Raw genomic sequence first — 15,049 nt, forward strand, 5'->3', positions numbered from 1 at the left:
CCGCCCACTAGAATCGACGGTTCCCTGCAGCGTGCCGGCGCCCCATTTCATGCGCGGTCGGCCCGCCGCCCTGCCGTATTTCTGACCGAACGCCTTTTGCATGTCCTCCGACCAGCCCAGCCACGCCCCCACGCCCGCGGATGAAAACCAGCTCATTGCCGAGCGCCGCGAAAAACTGCGGGAGCTGCGCGAGCGCCAGGCGCGTGGCGAGGCCGTGGCCTTTCCCAACGACTTCAAGCCCACGCACCACGTGGCCGACCTGCAGACCGCCCACGGCGCCGCCGAGGCCGAGGCCCTGGAAGGCCAGGCCATCGCCGTGCGCGTGGCCGGCCGCATGATGCTCAAGCGCGTCATGGGCAAGGCGAGCTTTGCCACGCTGCAGGACGGCTCGCTCGGCGAGACCGGCGGCCGCATCCAGCTCTACATCACGCGCGACGCTGTGGGCGAGGGTGTCTATGGCGATTTCAAGCGCTGGGACCTGGGCGACATCCTGGCCGCAAGCGGCACGCTGATGAAGACCCGCACGGGCGAGCTGTCGATCAAGGTCACCGAGTTGCGCCTGCTCACCAAGAGCCTGCGGCCCATGCCCGACAAGTTCCACGGCGTGGCCGACCAGGAGGTCAAATACCGCCAGCGCTACATCGACCTGATGACCGACGAGGCCGCGCGCCGGCGCTTCATGGCGCGCAGCCAGGCGATCAGTGGCATCCGCGCCTTCATGGTCGGGCACGGCTTTCTGGAGGTGGAGACGCCCATGCTCCACCCCATCCCCGGCGGCGCCAACGCCCGGCCGTTCGTCACGCACCACAACGCGCTCGACCAGGAGATGTTCCTGCGCATCGCGCCCGAGCTGTACCTGAAGCGTCTGGTGGTGGGCGGCTTCGAGCGCGTGTTCGAGATCAACCGCAACTTCCGCAATGAAGGCATCTCGGTACGCCACAACCCCGAGTTCACCATGATGGAGTTCTACGCGGCCTACTGGAACTACCGCGACCTGATGGACTTCACCGAGGAGCTGATCCGCGATGCCGCGCGCAAGGCTGCCGGCGGCCTGCAGCTGAGCTACGGCGGGCGCGAAGTGGACCTGGCCGCGCCCTTTGCCCGCATGACCATCCGCGAGGCCATCGTGGCGCACACCGACGCGGGCGAGCGGGTGGACGATGCCGGCTGGCTCATCGGCGCGCTCAGGAAGCTCGGCCTGAACGAGGAGAAGGACCGCCTGGCCACGCGCTCGCTGGCCGCCCTGCAGGTGCTCTACTTCGAGGAGGCGGTGGAGGACAAGCTCTGGCAGCCCACCTTCATCATGGAGCACCCCACCGAGATCTCGCCCCTGGCGCGCGCCAACGACGAGCGCCCCGAGGTCACCGAGCGCTTCGAGCTCTACATCACCGGACGCGAGATGGCCAACGGCTTCTCCGAGCTCAACGACGCCGAGGACCAGGTGGCGCGCTTCAACGCCCAGGTAGCCGCCAAGGACAGCGGCGACGACGAGGCCATGTTCTTCGACCACGACTTCGTGCGTGCGCTCGAGCATGGCCTGCCGCCCACCGGAGGCTGCGGCATCGGCATCGACCGGCTGATGATGCTGCTCACGGACAGCGCAAGCATCCGCGACGTGATCCTGTTTCCCGCGCTGCGCCGCGAGCAGTAAGGCCCACGTCCCGAAGGGCGCATCCGCCCCTCGCGCGCCACCCTGCCCCTTGAGTCCCACGCCCATGACACAGACCGCTGACGCCCCAGCCCCAGCCCCCGCCAAGCCCGCCGTGGAGCACGAGCCGTTCTGCGTGCTGGTGGTGGAAGACCAGGCGGCGCTGCGTGCCTGCTTGGCGGCCGAGATACAACAGGCCGGCGCCACCGAAGTGCTGCAGGCCGCTGGCGCCGACGCCGCGCTGCAGCTGTTCCGGCTGCGCCGCCCCGACATGGTGCTGCTGGACATCCGCCTGCCCGGCGGCCACGACGGCTACTGGGTCGCGCAGCGCCTGCGCGAGGCCGAGCCGGGCGGCTGGACACCCATCATTTTCTTGTCGGGGCTGGACGGCGAGTTGGACGTCTGGCGCGGCATCGAGGCCGGGGGCGACGACTACCTGGTCAAGCCCGTCAAGCCCATCGTGCTGGCGGCCAAGGTGCGCGCCATGCGCCGGCTGCGCGACATGCGCCGGCGCCTGGTGGAGCTGACCGAGGAGCTGCACCTGGCCAACCAGCGCCTCAACGAGATGGTCGAGGTGGACCCGCTCACGGGCCTGGTGAACCGGCGCGGCTTCGACCGCATCCTGCACGGCGAGATCCTGGTGGCGCGGCGCGAGCGCACGCCGCTCACGCTCATGCTGTGCGACCTGGATCACTTCAAGCGCTACAACGACAGCGCCGGCCACGTGCAGGGCGATGCCTGCCTGAAGGCCGTCAGCCGGGTGCTGCGCGACGTCTGCGTGCGCCCGCGCGACGTGGCGGCGCGCTATGGCGGCGAGGAGTTCGCACTGATCCTGCCCAACACGCCGCGCTCGGGCGCCATGACCTTCGCCCGGGCCCTGGGCAGCCTGCTCAAGACCCGCGCCCTGCCCCATCCCGACTCGCCCCAGGGCGCAGTGCTCACGCTCTCGGGCGGTATCACCACCTGCGTGCCCGACGCCGAGACCAGCGCCGAGGGCATGCTCATGCGCGCCGACGAGGCGCTGTACGCCGCCAAGGCCCAGGGGCGCAACCGCTTCTTCAGCTTCGAGATGCAGATGGACACCATCGAGCAACGCCACCCCTGACGACGCCGACATGCATGCGCGCCTGAAAATCTACCTGCCTCTCTGGATGCACGACTGGCTCGACCTGATCGTGCCGCTGCTGCAGATCGCACTCATCGTCTTTGCTGCCGTGCTGCTGCACCGCCTGCTGCAGCGCATCTTCCGCCGCGCCAGCGACCGCTACCAGTTCCCGCACGAATTGCTCAAGCCGGTGCGTGCCGTGGTGCGCTGGCTGGTCATCAGCGGCGCGGTCCTGCTGGTGCTGGAGCGCCTGGGCGTGTCCGCCAGCGTGCTTTGGACCGCCTTCACCGGCTTCGCCACGGTGGGCGCGGTGGCCTTCTTTGCCGCCTGGAGCGTGCTGTCCAACCTGTTCTGCGCACTGCTGATCGTGAGCGTCGGGCCTTTCCGCGTGGGCGACCACATCGAGATCCTGGACAGCGGCGACAAGCCCGGCGCGCTGGGCCGCGTGGTGGACATCAACCTGCTCTACACCACGCTGGAGGACGCCACCGCGCCCGAGCCCGGCACGTTGCTGCAGATCCCCAACTCCATGATCTTCCAGCGCGTGGTGCGCCGCTGGCGCGCGGGCATGCCTGTGCCGCCCGAGCGCTTGGTGCCGCCGCCGGACGTCCTGTCGCCTCAGGGCCGGCACGAGGTGTCCAGCCTGCTGTAACAAAAAGCGCCCTCTACCCTATTTTTCCAGCGCCGCGCCACCCTCGAAAACCCTGTTGTCAGCCGCCTGCCAGCGGCTAAGCTGGCGGCCCACGCCGCAGGCCCCACCAGGGGCCTGTCCCTTTTTCGCTTTTTTGTCGTCCGAGAACCCTCATGAGCATTTCATTTCGCATGCACACCGTCGTGGCAGCCCTGGGCCTGACCGGCGCTGCTCTCCTGATGCCCGCGCACGCGCAGGTCAAGATCGCCATGGTCATGCCGACCACGGGGCCGCTGACCCAGTACGGCGACATGATCAAGGAAGGCGTGAGCACCGCCGTGGAGATGGCCAATGCGGCTGGCGGCGTGGGCGGCAAGAAGATCGAGCTGGTCTCCATCGACGACGCATGCGAGCCCAAGCAGGGCCCGGTGGCCGCCAACCGCGTAGTCAACGCCAAGATCGGGTACGTGGTCGGCCCGGTGTGCTCGGGCGCCGCCATCGCTGCCGCCCCCATCTACAACAACGAAGGCGTGGTGGTGATCACTCCATCGGCCACGTCGCCCGCACTCACCGACGGCAAGAACTACCACTTCATCTTCCGCACCATCGGCCGCGACGACCAGCAGGGCCCCTCGGCCGCCAAGTTCATCATCGAGAAAGTGAAGCCCAAGAAGGTCGCCATCCTGCACGACAAGCAGTCCTACGGCCAGGGCATCGCCGCCTCGGTGCAGAACGACCTGAAAAAGGCCAACGTGCCGGTGGCGCTGTTCGAGGGCATCAACGCCGGCGACAGCGACTACTCCGCCGTCATCACCAAGCTCAAGAGCGCGGGCGTGGACTTCGTCTACTACGGCGGCTACCACCCCGAAATGGGCCTGCTGCTGCGCCAGGCCAGCGAGCAGGGCCTCAAAGTGCGCATGATGGGTCCCGAGGGCGTGGGCAACCCCGAGGTGAACGCCATCGCCGGCAATGCCGTCGAAGGCATGCTGGTGACGCTGCCGGCCGACTTCTCGGCCAACCCGAAGAACGCCGCCGTGGTCACCGCTTTCAAGGACAAGAAACGCAATGCCTCGGGCGCGTTCCAACTGACCTCGTTCGCCGCCACGCAGGCGCTCCTGGAGAGCATCAAGGCCGTGGGCGACAACCCCGCCAAGGTGGCCGACCACCTGCACAAGAGCACCATCGAGACGGTGCTGGGCCCCATCTCCTGGAACAAGCAGGGCGACCTGAACGCCTTCGACTTCCAGGTCTTCGAGTGGCACAAGGACGGCAGCAAGACCCCGGCTGCCAAGTAATCCGCCTGACTCCCCCGCCCGGCGGGCGCCCTGCAAGAAGGCGCCCGCCGGGCCTGAATGCATTCGAGCCCCCCGGGGCTCTTTTTTCGATTGAGGAGGGCGGCATACCATGTCCGATCTCTTGCCCCAGCTGATACAGCAGCTGTTCAACGGTCTGTCCCTGGGCGCCATCTACGCCCTGATCGCCATCGGCTACACCATGGTCTACGGCATCATCGGGATGATCAACTTCGCCCACGGCGAGATCTACATGATCGGCGCCTACATCGGCCTGGTGACGCTGTCGGCCATCGGCATGCAGAGCGGCCTGCCGGTGTGGGCCATCATCTCCATCATGCTCATCGTGTCGGTGGTCATCACCGGCGTCTACGGCCTTGTCGTGGAGCAGGTGGCCTACAAGCCGCTGCGCGGCAGCCCGCGCCTGGTGGCGCTGATCTCGGCCATCGGCATGTCGATCTTCCTGCAGAACTGGGTAGCGCTCGGCCAGGGCGCGCGCGACATGGCCGTGCCCTCGCTCATCCCGGGTGCGCTGCGCTTTGGCGGCGGCGACGGCGGCTTCGAGATCTTCGTGCCCTACTCGCGCATCCTGATCATCGTCGTGGCCGTGGCGCTGATGCTGCTGCTCACCGTCTACATCAAGCATTCGCGCATGGGCCGGGCCTCGCGCGCCTGCTCGCAGGACATGCACATGGCCGGCCTGCTGGGCATCGACACCAACCGGGTCATCTCCTTCACCTTCATCCTGGGCGCCATGCTGGCCGCCGTGGGTGGCGTGCTGATTGCCCTGGCGGTGGGCAAGCTCAACCCCTTCATCGGCTTCCTGGCCGGCATCAAGGCCTTCACGGCCGCGGTGCTGGGGGGCATCGGCTCCATTCCGGGCGCCATGCTGGGCGGAGTGGTCCTCGGCGTGGCCGAGACCTTCGCCGCCGCCTACATCTCCTCGGAGTACAAGGACATCGTGGCCTTCAGCCTGCTGGTGCTGATCCTGCTGTTCCGCCCCACGGGCCTCCTGGGCAAGCCGGAAGTGGAGAAGGTGTGATGACGACCATGCAACCGCAAGCCATGCGCCTTTCCTCCAACCTGCGCCACGCCGTCGTCTCCACGGTACTCGCCGCCATCGTGGTGCTGCCCATCTTCACGCTGCATCTGGAGCGCGCCGGCGCGCGCACCGTCATCGTGCCCGAGTGGCGCACCCTGCTGTGGGGCTGCTTGGCCGTCTTCCTGGTGCAGCTGCTGCGCCCGCTGCTCCTGCCCCGCCTGCCGCGTCTGGCCCTGCCGCGCCTGCCGGCGCTGGCGCCCGCGCAGCACAAGGGGCTGCTGCTGGCCGCGCTGATGATCGCCGTGATCTGGCCGTTCTTCGCCGGCCGCAACGCGGTGGACATCGCCACGCTGGCCATGATCTACGTGATGCTGGGCCTGGGGCTGAACGTGGTGGTGGGCTTTGCCGGCCTGCTGGACCTGGGGTTCGTGGGTTTCTACGCCGTGGGTGCCTACACCTTCGCCCTGCTCTACCACTGGGCCGGCTGGAGCTTCTGGCAGTCGCTGCCGCTGGCGGGCGCGGCGGCGGCGCTGTTCGGCTTCGTGCTGGGCTTTCCGGTGCTGCGCCTGCGCGGCGACTACCTGGCCATCGTCACCCTGGGGTTTGGCGAGATCATCCGCCTGCTGCTGGTCAACCTCACGGACTGGACCGGCGGGCCGGACGGCATCTCGGGGCTCCCGAAGCCCAGCGTGTTCGGCCTGGAGATGGCGCGCAGCCCGATGACCGAGGGCGGCACCACCTTCCACCAGTTCTTCGGGCTGGAGTTCAACTCCATGCACATGGTGATCTTCCTGTACCTGATGGCGCTCCTGCTGGCGCTGGTCACGCTGTTCATCAGCAACCGGCTGATCCGCATGCCCATCGGCCGCGCCTGGGAGGCGCTGCGCGAGGACGAGATCGCCTGCCGCTCGCTGGGCCTGAGCCCGATGAACATCAAGCTCTCAGCCTTCACGCTGGGCGCCATGTTCGCGGGCTTCGGCGGCGCCTTCTTCGCGGCACGCCAGGGCATCGTGAACCCTGAATCATTCACCTTCATCGAGTCGGCGCTGATCCTGGCCATCGTGGTGCTGGGCGGCATGGGCTCGCAGCTGGGCGTGATCGTCGCCGCCATCCTGCTCACCGTGCTGCCCGAGGTGGCGCGCGAGTTCTCCGAATACCGCATGCTGGTCTTCGGCCTGGTCATGATCGTGATGATGATCTGGCGCCCGCAGGGCCTCCTGCCCATGAAGCGCCACCATGTGGAGGTGCCAGCATGAGCGCCCCCCTGACAGCGACGGCAGCAGCGGCGCCCGGCACCGCGCCCCTCTTGCAGGTCAGCGACCTGTGCATGCGCTTCGGCGGCCTGCTGGCCGTGGACCACGTGGCCTTCGACGTGGCCCCGAAAGAAGTCTTCGCCATCATCGGCCCTAACGGCGCCGGCAAGACCACGGTGTTCAACTGCATTAGCGGCTTCTATCAGGCAAGCGGCGGGCAGATCCTGCTCGCCGGCCAGAGCATCGCCGGCCACAGCAGCCACCAGGTCGCCAACCAGGGCGTGGTGCGCACCTTCCAGAACGTGCGCCTCTTCAAGGCCATGACGGCGCTGGAGAACCTGCTGGTCGCCCAGCACCGCCAGTCGCGCGCGCCGCTCCTGGCCGGCATCTTCAACACCGCCAGCTACCGCAGGAGCGAGGCCGAGAAGATCGAGCGCGCCCTCAAGTGGCTCGACGTGATGGGCCTGCGCGAGTTCGCCAACCGCGAGGCCGGCAACCTGGCTTACGGCCACCAAAGGCGCCTGGAGATCGCGCGCTGCATGATCACCGGCCCGCGCCTGCTGATGCTCGACGAGCCCGCCGCCGGCCTGAACCCGCAGGAGAAGAAGGACCTGCAGCAGCTGATCGACCAGCTGCGGCGCGACTGGGGCGTCACCGTGTTGCTGATCGAGCACGACATGGGCCTGGTCATGGGCGTGTCCGAGCGCATCCTGGTCATGGAGTACGGCAAGCCCATCGCCCTGGGCGTGCCCGAGGCGATTCGCAACGACGAACGGGTCATCAAGGCCTACCTGGGAGAGGCTTGATGCAACACCCCCTGAGTCGCTTCGCGCTTTCCCCCTCTCTCGTAGCGTTGCACGCTGCGGCAGGGGGACGCAGCCGGTGCTGCGGGGCGGCCCTTGCCCGGCTGCCCGCGCAAGGGGCGCGCCCGCTGCCTGCCGCCTGGGTGATGCGCAGCATCGTGGAGAACTGAAATGGCAATGCTGCAAGTACGAAATCTGTGCACCCACTACGGCGCCATTTGCGCGGTGGACAACGCCAGCCTGCATGTGAACCAGGGCGAGATCGTCTCGCTGATCGGCTCCAACGGCGCGGGCAAGACCTCCCTGCTCATGACCGTCTGCGGCACGCCGCGCGCCAGCGGCGGCACGGTGCTGTTCGAGGGCGAGGACATCACCCAGGCGCCCACTCACCTGATCATGCGCAAGGGCATCGCCGTCTCGCCCGAGGGGCGGCGCGTGTTCCCCGCGCTCACGGTGGTCGAGAACCTGAAGATGGGCGGCTTCTTCCTGGACAAGGGCGAGATCGACGCGGGCATGGAGCACGTCTTCGACCTGTTCCCGCGCCTGAAGGACCGCGCCAGCCAGCGCGCCGGCACCATGAGCGGCGGCGAGCAGCAGATGCTGGCCATCGGCCGCGCCCTGATGAGCCGCCCGCGCCTGCTGCTCCTCGATGAGCCGACGCTGGGCCTGGCGCCACTCATCATTGCCCAGATCTTCGACATCATCCAGATGATCCGCAGCGAGGGCGTGACGGTCTTCCTGGTCGAGCAGAACGCCAATCGGGCGCTGGCGATTGCCGATCGCGGCTATGTGCTGGAGAACGGGCGCGTGGTGCTGGAGGACACGGGGGCGGCGTTGCTGGCGAATGCGGATGTGAGGAAGGCGTATCTGGGCGGGTGATCCGCACTCCCGGAAGCGAAGAAAGCGGCGCCAGGCCGCTTTCTTTTTGATAGCTTCCAGTCTTTTCTGGACAAGGGCTGGCGGCGGATTCGTCTCGCATTCTTTGTACCGCCGCCAGCGACTGCGTGGCCGCCCTCATACCCTCCAGGCAGCAGGCGACGGCAGGCGCTAGTCGCGCCGCCGCTCCTCGGCCGGCAGCACGACGAAGCCGCCCTCCTCCTGTACCGCCGTCTTGCGCTTTTGCCGCTGCTGCGCCGTGCCACCCGCGTCCAGCCGCACCGACAGCGCGGCCGTGCGCCCTTGCGCCTCGGTGAAGACATGCAGGTAATGCACGCCCGGGGCCAGCACCGTGACCGGCACCTGCACGCTGGCCCGGTGGCGCGCGTCAAGCGGCACCTGGGCGGGCGCGGCGGGCTCCACGCGCAGCGAGCCCTCTGTTTGGTAGCGCAGGCCCACCTGCTGCACGCCGGGCGCGCCTTGCAGCACAAGCTCCACCACCGTCTGTCCCAGCGGCAGGGGAGCCGCTGCCGGGACCCGCGCAGTGACCTGCACCAGCGCGCCGGGCTTGGCCCTGCGCGCCACGGGCGCGGCGCCGGGGGCAGCCTGCCCGGCAGCGGATTGCGCTGCTGCCGGGGGCACACCCTGCGGGCCGGCCGCCGGGTCGGCTCCGGCGCAGGCGGGCAGTGCCAGCAGCAGCGCCAGCGCAGCCGCAGCGGTGGGGAGGGCCACAGCGCGACGCGCGGTGTCTTGAGAGGCGGCGAAGGGTGACATGGCAGCAATCTCCGAAATCGGGGTCAGGACGCGCGGCGCCACTGCAGGCTCCAGCAGGTGGTCACGATGGGCGGAGCCCACAGCGAGTCCAGCGGTGTGTCGGTCAGCACGGCGGCCAGGGTGCCGGGCTCCAGCACATAGACCCCGCTGCCCGGGGTTTCCTCCTCCAGCTGGACGCCCTGGCGGTACACGGCAACGCTGGCCCGGTGGCGCGGCGGCACGCCGGCCTCGGGCCGCACCGTCAGCTGATAGCGGCCCGCCTGCGGAGCCTGCAGGCGCAGCAGGCGGGTCTGGCCGAGCTTGTTGTATTTGCCGTAGGCGTTGGACACGCAGGCCTGCCCCGGCGCTTCGCCGACGTCCTGATAGAGCGGCAGGCGCTGCGGCGGGTCGGGCAGCAGGTAGTCCACGCCGGTGCCCCAGGCGTCAAGCGGCCCCAGGGGCGGGGTGCCGATTTCCATCAGCAGCTGGCTGGCCTGCGCGGCGGTGGCCTGCGGCAGCCGCGGGCCCAGGCCCGAGGCGAAGGAGAACAGGCTGGTGAAGGCCGGTGTCTCGCGCTGTTCGTGGCGCATGGTGGCCACGGTGGCGCCAAAGCCTCCGGGCAGCTGCGCCAGCCGATAGACGAATTGCTGGATCGCGTTCTCGCTGTACCAGGAGCGGTCCTGCGGGTCCTCGGGCAGCTGGTCCACGCGCAGCTCCATGCTCTCGCTCTGGCGCGGGCCCGAGGTGTCGATGTAGCTGGGGTCGGCGCGCACGATGCCCGCCAGCGCATTGCCCCAGCCCTCGCCCCAGGCAACGCGCGGATCGAGCTGGTCTCCTCCCCCGTGGTCGCCACCGATGGAGTCCGAGCGCGACAGCCGGCCCTCGAAATAGTGGCCCCACTCGTGCACCACCACGCCGGTGTCGTACTCGTCGGTGTCCACGTCGGCCTTGCCCAGGATGTACAGCGCCTCGTCGTCCCAGTGGCTGGTACCGATGTCGCCATCGGCCTCCTCGCCCTCGGCGGGGCGGTTGTCCACGCTCCAGTAGATGTCCAGCGGCGGAAAGACCAGCGTCGGGTCTTCGGCCAGGAAGCGCTGCATGGCCGCGTAGGCCTGGTCCAGCACGGAAAACGGCGCGGCGGCGCGCACCGCGCCATAACGGCCCTGGCGCCAGCCCGAGGGGGCATGCAGGTCCAGCACGGCGCCGCGCTCGGGCATGGCCAGCGGCTGGCTGGTCAGTGCATAGACGGGCGCGGCGGCAGGGTCGACGCGGTAGGCGGGCGAAGTGTTGTCGCGCACCGCCACGTTCCACGCCCCGGCGCCGTGCTGCAGCAGCGACTGCACGCGCACGCGCACCGTGCGGCCGGCCGCCACGGGCAGCGTGTAGCTGCCGTCGGCGGCGGTGGTGCTGCGGGCCAGCACGCCACTGTCGTCAAAGGCCTCGACCACGGCGCCGCGCACGGGCAGCGCCCGGGTGTTGGCGTAGTCGAGCCCCGCGGTGGGGGTGGCGGGCACGGCGTCGTAGCTGACCTTGCCCGAGAGCAGGCCTGGCGTGGCGGGGCCGGGGTCATCGCCCCCTCCACCGCCGCCCCCGCTGCTGCCTCCGCCGCCGCAGGCCGCGATCAGCAGCGCCGCCGCCAGGGCGGCAGCGCGGGCGGCAAGGCTGCGCGCGGGGCGCGGGCCGACGGGGTGTGTCTTCTGGGGCCATCGGGGCATGGCGTTCTCCGTGGTGAGCGGCCGGGAGCGGCCGGGCCCGGCGATGGTAAGGCAAATGGGCTGGAACCCTTCAGGGCAGCAAGTCCAACGCGTGCATGTAGCGCGGCTGCACCATGAGTTCGTCCCAGGCCTGCGGCAACGTCTCGGGCAGCAGCGCCAGGCGGCGCTCTTCACTCGCGCTGCTGGCCTGCCAGCGGCCCTGCGCGGCGGCGACGGCGAGGCCGTCGATCAGCGCGTCCACCGCCTCGCCCTCGCCCAGGCTCTGGTTGCACAGCAGCACTAGGTCGCAGCCGGCGGTGAGCGCCGCCACGGCGGCATCGGCATAGCCCACCAGCTGGCCGTCGATGCGGCGCGCGCCCTCCATGCTCAGGTCGTCGCTGAAGATGGCGCCGCCAAAGCCGAGCTGGCGGCGCAGGATGTCCTGCAGCCACTTCTGCGAAAAACCCGCCGGCCGGCTGTCCACCCGGGGGTAGATGACATGGGCCGGCATGACGCTGGCGAGCACGCTCGACAGCCAGCCGTAGGGCGCGGCGTCGTCGTGCAGGATGGCCTTCAGGCTGCGCCGGTCCACCGGCACCTCGGTGTGTGAATCGGCCGCCACGTGGCCGTGCCCCGGGAAGTGCTTGCCGCAGTTGGCCATGCCCGCCTGCAGCAGGCCCAGCATCAGCGCGCGCGACAGCGCCGCCACCACGCGCGGGTCGCCGTGGAAGGCCCGGTCGCCGATCACGGTGCTGCGCGAGGCGTCCGCCTGGGGGGCTTGGTCCTTCCAGTCCAGGTCCAGCACGGGGGTGAAGGAAAAATCCACCCCGCAGGCGCGCAGCTCGCTGGCCAGCACGTAGCCGGCCGCCGTGGCGGCGTCCAGGGCGCGCAGGGCGCCGCTGCCTTCGCGGTGCCTGCTGCCGCGGCCGTCGTCCATCCACAGCTCGCCCAGGGCGCGCATGGCCGGCAGGTGGGTGAAGCCGTCGGTGCGAAAGCGCTGCACGCGCCCGCCCTCGTGGTCCACGCAGATCAGCAGGTCCTCGCGCACCTCCTTGATGGCGGCGGTCAGCTCCAGCAGCTGGCGGCGGTGCATCCAGTTGCGCGCAAACAGGATGACGCCGCCCACCAGCGGGTGCGCCAGGCGCCGGCGGTCGGCAGCGGACAGGGACGTGCCAGCCACGTCGATGATCAGGGGGGCGTGTTCGGTCATGGAAGGTGAGGCTCTTTGATTGATAGCTGGAAACCGTTGACCAGCGAGGGATTGAGGCGGTTTTCAGGCAAAACCCGCAGGGCCTGGCGCGCCCGGCAGGCGCTCGACCACGCAGAAGCTCGCGGCGTATTCGCTCTCGTCGGTGACGCTCAGGTGGCAGCGCAGGCCGCGCGCGTCGAACCATTCGGCCAGCGCGCCGTGCAGCACGATGGCCGGCTGGCCGCTGGCCAGGTTGACCACCTCGCAGTCGCGCCAGGTCATGGGCATGCGCATCCCCAGGCCGATGGCTTTGCTGAAGGCCTCCTTGGCGGAGAAGCGCGTGGCCAGGTAGCGCACGCCGCGCTCGGGCCAGCGCTGGCTGCGCGCCTGCCAGGCGGCCAGCTCGCCGCTGGCCAGCACGCGTTCGGCAAAGCGCTCGCCGTGGCGCCCGAGGCTGGCGCGGATGCGGCGCACGTCGCAGATGTCAGTGCCTATGCCGTAGATCATGGATATGGGTCAAATACCGCCAAAACCCTTGTCGCACATGGACAGATAGCTACTTTTTCAGGAGCCCCTGCCCGCCATCCCGGCGTCGATGCACTGCTGGTACGCGTGCACCGCGCCGGCGTAGCCCAGCTCCAGCGCGTCGGCCACGAAGGCGTGGCCGATGGACACCTCCAGCAGCCCGGGCACCCGGGCGACGAAGGCGGCCAGGTTGTGCTGGTTCAGGTCGTGCCCGGCATTCACGCCCAGGCCCGCATCCAGCGCCGCCTGCGCGGCGGCGGCGTAGCACTGCAGCTGCTCGTCCTGCTGTGGCGTGCCCCAGGCGGCGGCGTAGGGCTCGGTGTAGAGCTCGACGCGGTCGGCGCCCACAGCGCGCGCGGCGGCCATCTGGCCGGGCACGGCGTCCATGAACAGGCTGACGCGCACCCCCAGGCCGCGGCACTCGGCCACCAGGGGCGCCAGGCGCTCGGCGTCCGCGGGGAAGCTCCAGCCGTGGTCGCTGGTGAACTGGTCCTCGCTGTCGGGCACGAAGGTGGCCTGGCTCGGGCGCACGCTGCGGATGAAGTCCATCAGGTTCTGCGTCGGGTTGCCCTCGATGTTGAACTCACGTTCGGGCCAGTCCTTGAGCAGCGCGGCCAGCGTGTGCACATCGCCGGGGCGGATGTGGCGCCCGTCGGGGCGCGGGTGCACGGTGATGCCCTGGGCGCCCGCGGCCAGGCACAGCTGGGCGGCGCGGGCGACGTTCGGAATGTCCAGGTGGCGCGTGTTGCGCACCAGCGCGACCTTGTTGACGTTGACGGACAGCGCGGTGCGCGGGGGGTGGTTGGTCATAAAGATTGGAGGTCCATCATGAGCTGGCGCGTGCGCAGCAGCGGCGCGCCGCAATGGTATTGCAGCACGGCGCGCAGCTGGGCCTTGAGCTCGCCGGCCACGGCGGCGCTGGCGCGCAGCACGGCCGGGTAGGCGCCTTCGCCGTCACCCTCGCGCAGCGCCCCGGCCAGCTCCAGCCACTGCGCACCCGAACAGCTGGCCCGGTCCATGGGGCCGGCGGCGCGCAGGCCGCCCTCGGGCACCAGGGTGTAGGCCGCCTCGGGGCGCAGCGGGACCAGCGTCGCCGTCTCCACGTCCAGCGCCGGCAGCAGGCCGATGGCGCGCAGCAGCACCAGTTCGAACGCGCGCAGCACCGGCTCCAGCACCTCGCCGTGCGCACCGCCGCCCAGCACGCGCACCACGCCGACATAGACGTCGAACAGCGCCGCGTGCGGGTCCTCGCGCGCCAGCAGGCGCATCAGCAACTCGTTCAGGTACAGGCCCGACAGGAGGGCGTCCCCGGTCGGCATGACGTGGCCGCCCGCCCATTCGGCGCCGCGCAGGGAATGGATTTCGCCATGCCCGCCGGTCACGGCATAGGCCACGCGCAGCGGCTGCAGAGGCAGCAGCACGGGGCGGAAGTTGGACGTCGGCTTCTTCGCCCCCTTGGCCGCCAGGCCCACCCGGCCGTGGTGGCGCGTGAAAGTCTCCAGGATCAGGCTGGACTCGCTCCAGTCATAGCTGTGCAGCACGTAGGCGGGTTCGTCCGAAACGCGACGCGCAGCGGCCATCACTCATACCCGAACGAGCGCACGCGCGCCTCGTCGTCGGCCCAGCCCGAGCGCACCTTGACCCAGACCTCCAGGAAGACCTTGGCGTCCAGCAGCCGCTCGAGCTCCTGGCGGGCCTCGGTGCTGATGCGCTTGAGGCGCTCGCCGCCTTCGCCGATGATCATGGCCTTGTGGCTGTCGCGCTCGACCACGATGCTGGCGGCGATGCGCACGAAGCGCTTGTGGCGCGGGCTGGGCTCCTCCTGCCAGCTGTCGATGATCACGGTGGAGGTGTAGGGCAGCTCGTCGCCGGTGAAGCGAAACAGCTTCTCGCGCACGGCCTCGGAGGCCATGAATTTCTCCGGCCGGTCGGTCAGCTCGTCCTCGGCATACCACCAGGGCTGCTCGGGCAGGTAGCGCTCGACGATGCCCAGCAGCCGCTCGATGTCGCGCCGGTTCTTGGCCGACATGGGCACGTATTCGGCGAACGGGTGGCGCTCCTGCATGCTCTTGAGCCACGGCGCGATCTCGGCGCGGCGGTGCACGGTATCGAGCTTGTTGGCCACCAGCAGCGTGGGGATGCCCGGCTTGAACAGGCTCAGCACCTTGGCGTCCTGCAGCGTGAAGCTGCCGGCCTCGACCACGAACAGGATCACGTCCACGTCGCCGATGGCGCCCA

15 protein-coding genes are annotated in these 15,049 nt (G+C 69.6%); 8 read left to right on the plus strand and 7 right to left on the minus strand.

The annotated features are described in order from the left end of the window. Positions 1–100: 100 nt before the first annotated feature. The 8 genes from lysS (at position 101) to RT051_RS09300 (ending at position 8,653) form a co-directional block, all read left to right on the plus strand. On the plus strand, positions 101–1,651 hold the full coding sequence (gene lysS / locus RT051_RS09265) for a lysine--tRNA ligase (RefSeq protein ID WP_313075494.1): 1,551 nt from the start codon (positions 101–103) through the stop codon (positions 1,649–1,651). 64 nt (positions 1,652–1,715) lie between these two features. After that, a complete protein-coding gene (locus tag RT051_RS09270; protein ID WP_313075498.1) occupies positions 1,716–2,753 on the plus strand; it encodes a diguanylate cyclase domain-containing protein in 1,038 nt (345 codons plus the stop codon). Between the two features lie 10 nt (positions 2,754–2,763). Continuing rightward, positions 2,764–3,405 carry a mechanosensitive ion channel family protein gene (locus RT051_RS09275; protein ID WP_313075502.1) on the plus strand — a complete coding sequence of 214 codons (642 nt, stop codon included), beginning with the start codon at positions 2,764–2,766 and terminating at the stop codon, positions 3,403–3,405. 152 nt (positions 3,406–3,557) lie between these two features. Next, a complete protein-coding gene (locus RT051_RS09280; RefSeq protein WP_313075505.1) occupies positions 3,558–4,679 on the plus strand; it encodes a branched-chain amino acid ABC transporter substrate-binding protein in 1,122 nt (373 codons plus the stop codon). A gap of 109 nt (positions 4,680–4,788) precedes the next feature. Further along, positions 4,789–5,718: a high-affinity branched-chain amino acid ABC transporter permease LivH gene (livH, locus tag RT051_RS09285; RefSeq protein ID WP_313075508.1), complete on the plus strand. Its 930-nt coding sequence runs from the start codon at positions 4,789–4,791 to the stop codon at positions 5,716–5,718. Positions 5,719–5,741: 23 nt separating this feature from the next. Beyond that, entirely contained in the window at positions 5,742–6,974 is a 1,233-nt protein-coding gene (gene livM / locus RT051_RS09290) for a high-affinity branched-chain amino acid ABC transporter permease LivM (RefSeq protein ID WP_313075538.1), read from the plus strand. Further along, positions 6,971–7,777, plus strand: a complete 807-nt coding sequence (gene livG, locus RT051_RS09295; RefSeq protein WP_313075509.1) for a high-affinity branched-chain amino acid ABC transporter ATP-binding protein LivG — start codon at positions 6,971–6,973, stop codon at positions 7,775–7,777. Before livM ends, livG begins: the two co-directional genes overlap by 4 nt. A gap of 174 nt (positions 7,778–7,951) precedes the next feature. Beyond that, a complete protein-coding gene (locus RT051_RS09300) occupies positions 7,952–8,653 on the plus strand; it encodes an ABC transporter ATP-binding protein (RefSeq protein WP_313075541.1) in 702 nt (233 codons plus the stop codon). Positions 8,654–8,821: 168 nt separating this feature from the next. On the opposite strand, the gene RT051_RS09305 is transcribed toward RT051_RS09300, so the two are convergent. From RT051_RS09305 to era, 7 genes are all read right to left on the minus strand, one after another. Then, the gene (locus tag RT051_RS09305; protein ID WP_313075512.1) at positions 8,822–9,382 is read right to left on the minus strand and encodes a hypothetical protein; all 561 of its coding nucleotides are present in this window, start codon (positions 9,380–9,382) and stop codon (positions 8,822–8,824) included. Positions 9,383–9,447: 65 nt separating this feature from the next. Further along, positions 9,448–11,118: a hypothetical protein gene (locus tag RT051_RS09310; RefSeq protein ID WP_313075516.1), complete on the minus strand. Its 1,671-nt coding sequence runs from the start codon at positions 11,116–11,118 to the stop codon at positions 9,448–9,450. A gap of 70 nt (positions 11,119–11,188) precedes the next feature. Beyond that, complete coding sequence (nagZ, locus tag RT051_RS09315; RefSeq protein ID WP_313075520.1) at positions 11,189–12,307, minus strand: beta-N-acetylhexosaminidase; 1,119 nt, start codon at positions 12,305–12,307, stop codon at positions 11,189–11,191. A gap of 63 nt (positions 12,308–12,370) precedes the next feature. Further along, complete coding sequence (acpS, locus tag RT051_RS09320; RefSeq protein ID WP_313075523.1) at positions 12,371–12,793, minus strand: holo-ACP synthase; 423 nt, start codon at positions 12,791–12,793, stop codon at positions 12,371–12,373. A gap of 57 nt (positions 12,794–12,850) precedes the next feature. Continuing rightward, positions 12,851–13,621 carry a pyridoxine 5'-phosphate synthase gene (locus tag RT051_RS09325; protein ID WP_313075527.1) on the minus strand — a complete coding sequence of 257 codons (771 nt, stop codon included), beginning with the start codon at positions 13,619–13,621 and terminating at the stop codon, positions 12,851–12,853. Further along, positions 13,618–14,391, minus strand: coding sequence for a DNA repair protein RecO (recO, locus tag RT051_RS09330; RefSeq protein ID WP_313075529.1), 774 nt, complete (start codon positions 14,389–14,391; stop codon positions 13,618–13,620). Before recO ends, RT051_RS09325 begins: the two co-directional genes overlap by 4 nt. After that, positions 14,391–15,049, minus strand: a 659-nt coding sequence (gene era / locus RT051_RS09335) for a GTPase Era (protein WP_313075532.1), incomplete at its 5' end; no start/stop codon positions are given. The genes era and recO, both read right to left, overlap by 1 nt.

Source organism: Melaminivora sp. (assembly GCF_032059615.1).
Lineage (GTDB): Bacteria > Pseudomonadota > Gammaproteobacteria > Burkholderiales > Burkholderiaceae_C > Melaminivora.

What these genes read in the sequence shown, in the direction of transcription:
- RT051_RS09300 (WP_313075541.1), top strand. Translation starts at nt 7,952, where the DNA reads ATGCTGCAAGTACGAAATCTGTGCACCCACTACGGCGCCATTTGCGCG.
- livG (WP_313075509.1), top strand. Translation starts at nt 6,971, where the DNA reads ATGAGCGCCCCCCTGACAGCGACGGCAGCAGCGGCGCCCGGCACCGCG.
- RT051_RS09280 (WP_313075505.1), top strand. Translation starts at nt 3,558, where the DNA reads ATGAGCATTTCATTTCGCATGCACACCGTCGTGGCAGCCCTGGGCCTG.
- RT051_RS09325 (WP_313075527.1), bottom strand. Translation starts at nt 13,621, where the DNA reads ATGACCAACCACCCCCCGCGCACCGCGCTGTCCGTCAACGTCAACAAG.
- RT051_RS09270 (WP_313075498.1), top strand. Translation starts at nt 1,716, where the DNA reads ATGACACAGACCGCTGACGCCCCAGCCCCAGCCCCCGCCAAGCCCGCC.
- acpS (WP_313075523.1), bottom strand. Translation starts at nt 12,793, where the DNA reads ATGATCTACGGCATAGGCACTGACATCTGCGACGTGCGCCGCATCCGC.
- RT051_RS09275 (WP_313075502.1), top strand. Translation starts at nt 2,764, where the DNA reads ATGCATGCGCGCCTGAAAATCTACCTGCCTCTCTGGATGCACGACTGG.
- recO (WP_313075529.1), bottom strand. Translation starts at nt 14,391, where the DNA reads ATGGCCGCTGCGCGTCGCGTTTCGGACGAACCCGCCTACGTGCTGCAC.
- nagZ (WP_313075520.1), bottom strand. Translation starts at nt 12,307, where the DNA reads ATGACCGAACACGCCCCCCTGATCATCGACGTGGCTGGCACGTCCCTG.
- RT051_RS09310 (WP_313075516.1), bottom strand. Translation starts at nt 11,118, where the DNA reads ATGCCCCGATGGCCCCAGAAGACACACCCCGTCGGCCCGCGCCCCGCG.
- livM (WP_313075538.1), top strand. Translation starts at nt 5,742, where the DNA reads ATGCGCCTTTCCTCCAACCTGCGCCACGCCGTCGTCTCCACGGTACTC.
- lysS (WP_313075494.1), top strand. Translation starts at nt 101, where the DNA reads ATGTCCTCCGACCAGCCCAGCCACGCCCCCACGCCCGCGGATGAAAAC.
- livH (WP_313075508.1), top strand. Translation starts at nt 4,789, where the DNA reads ATGTCCGATCTCTTGCCCCAGCTGATACAGCAGCTGTTCAACGGTCTG.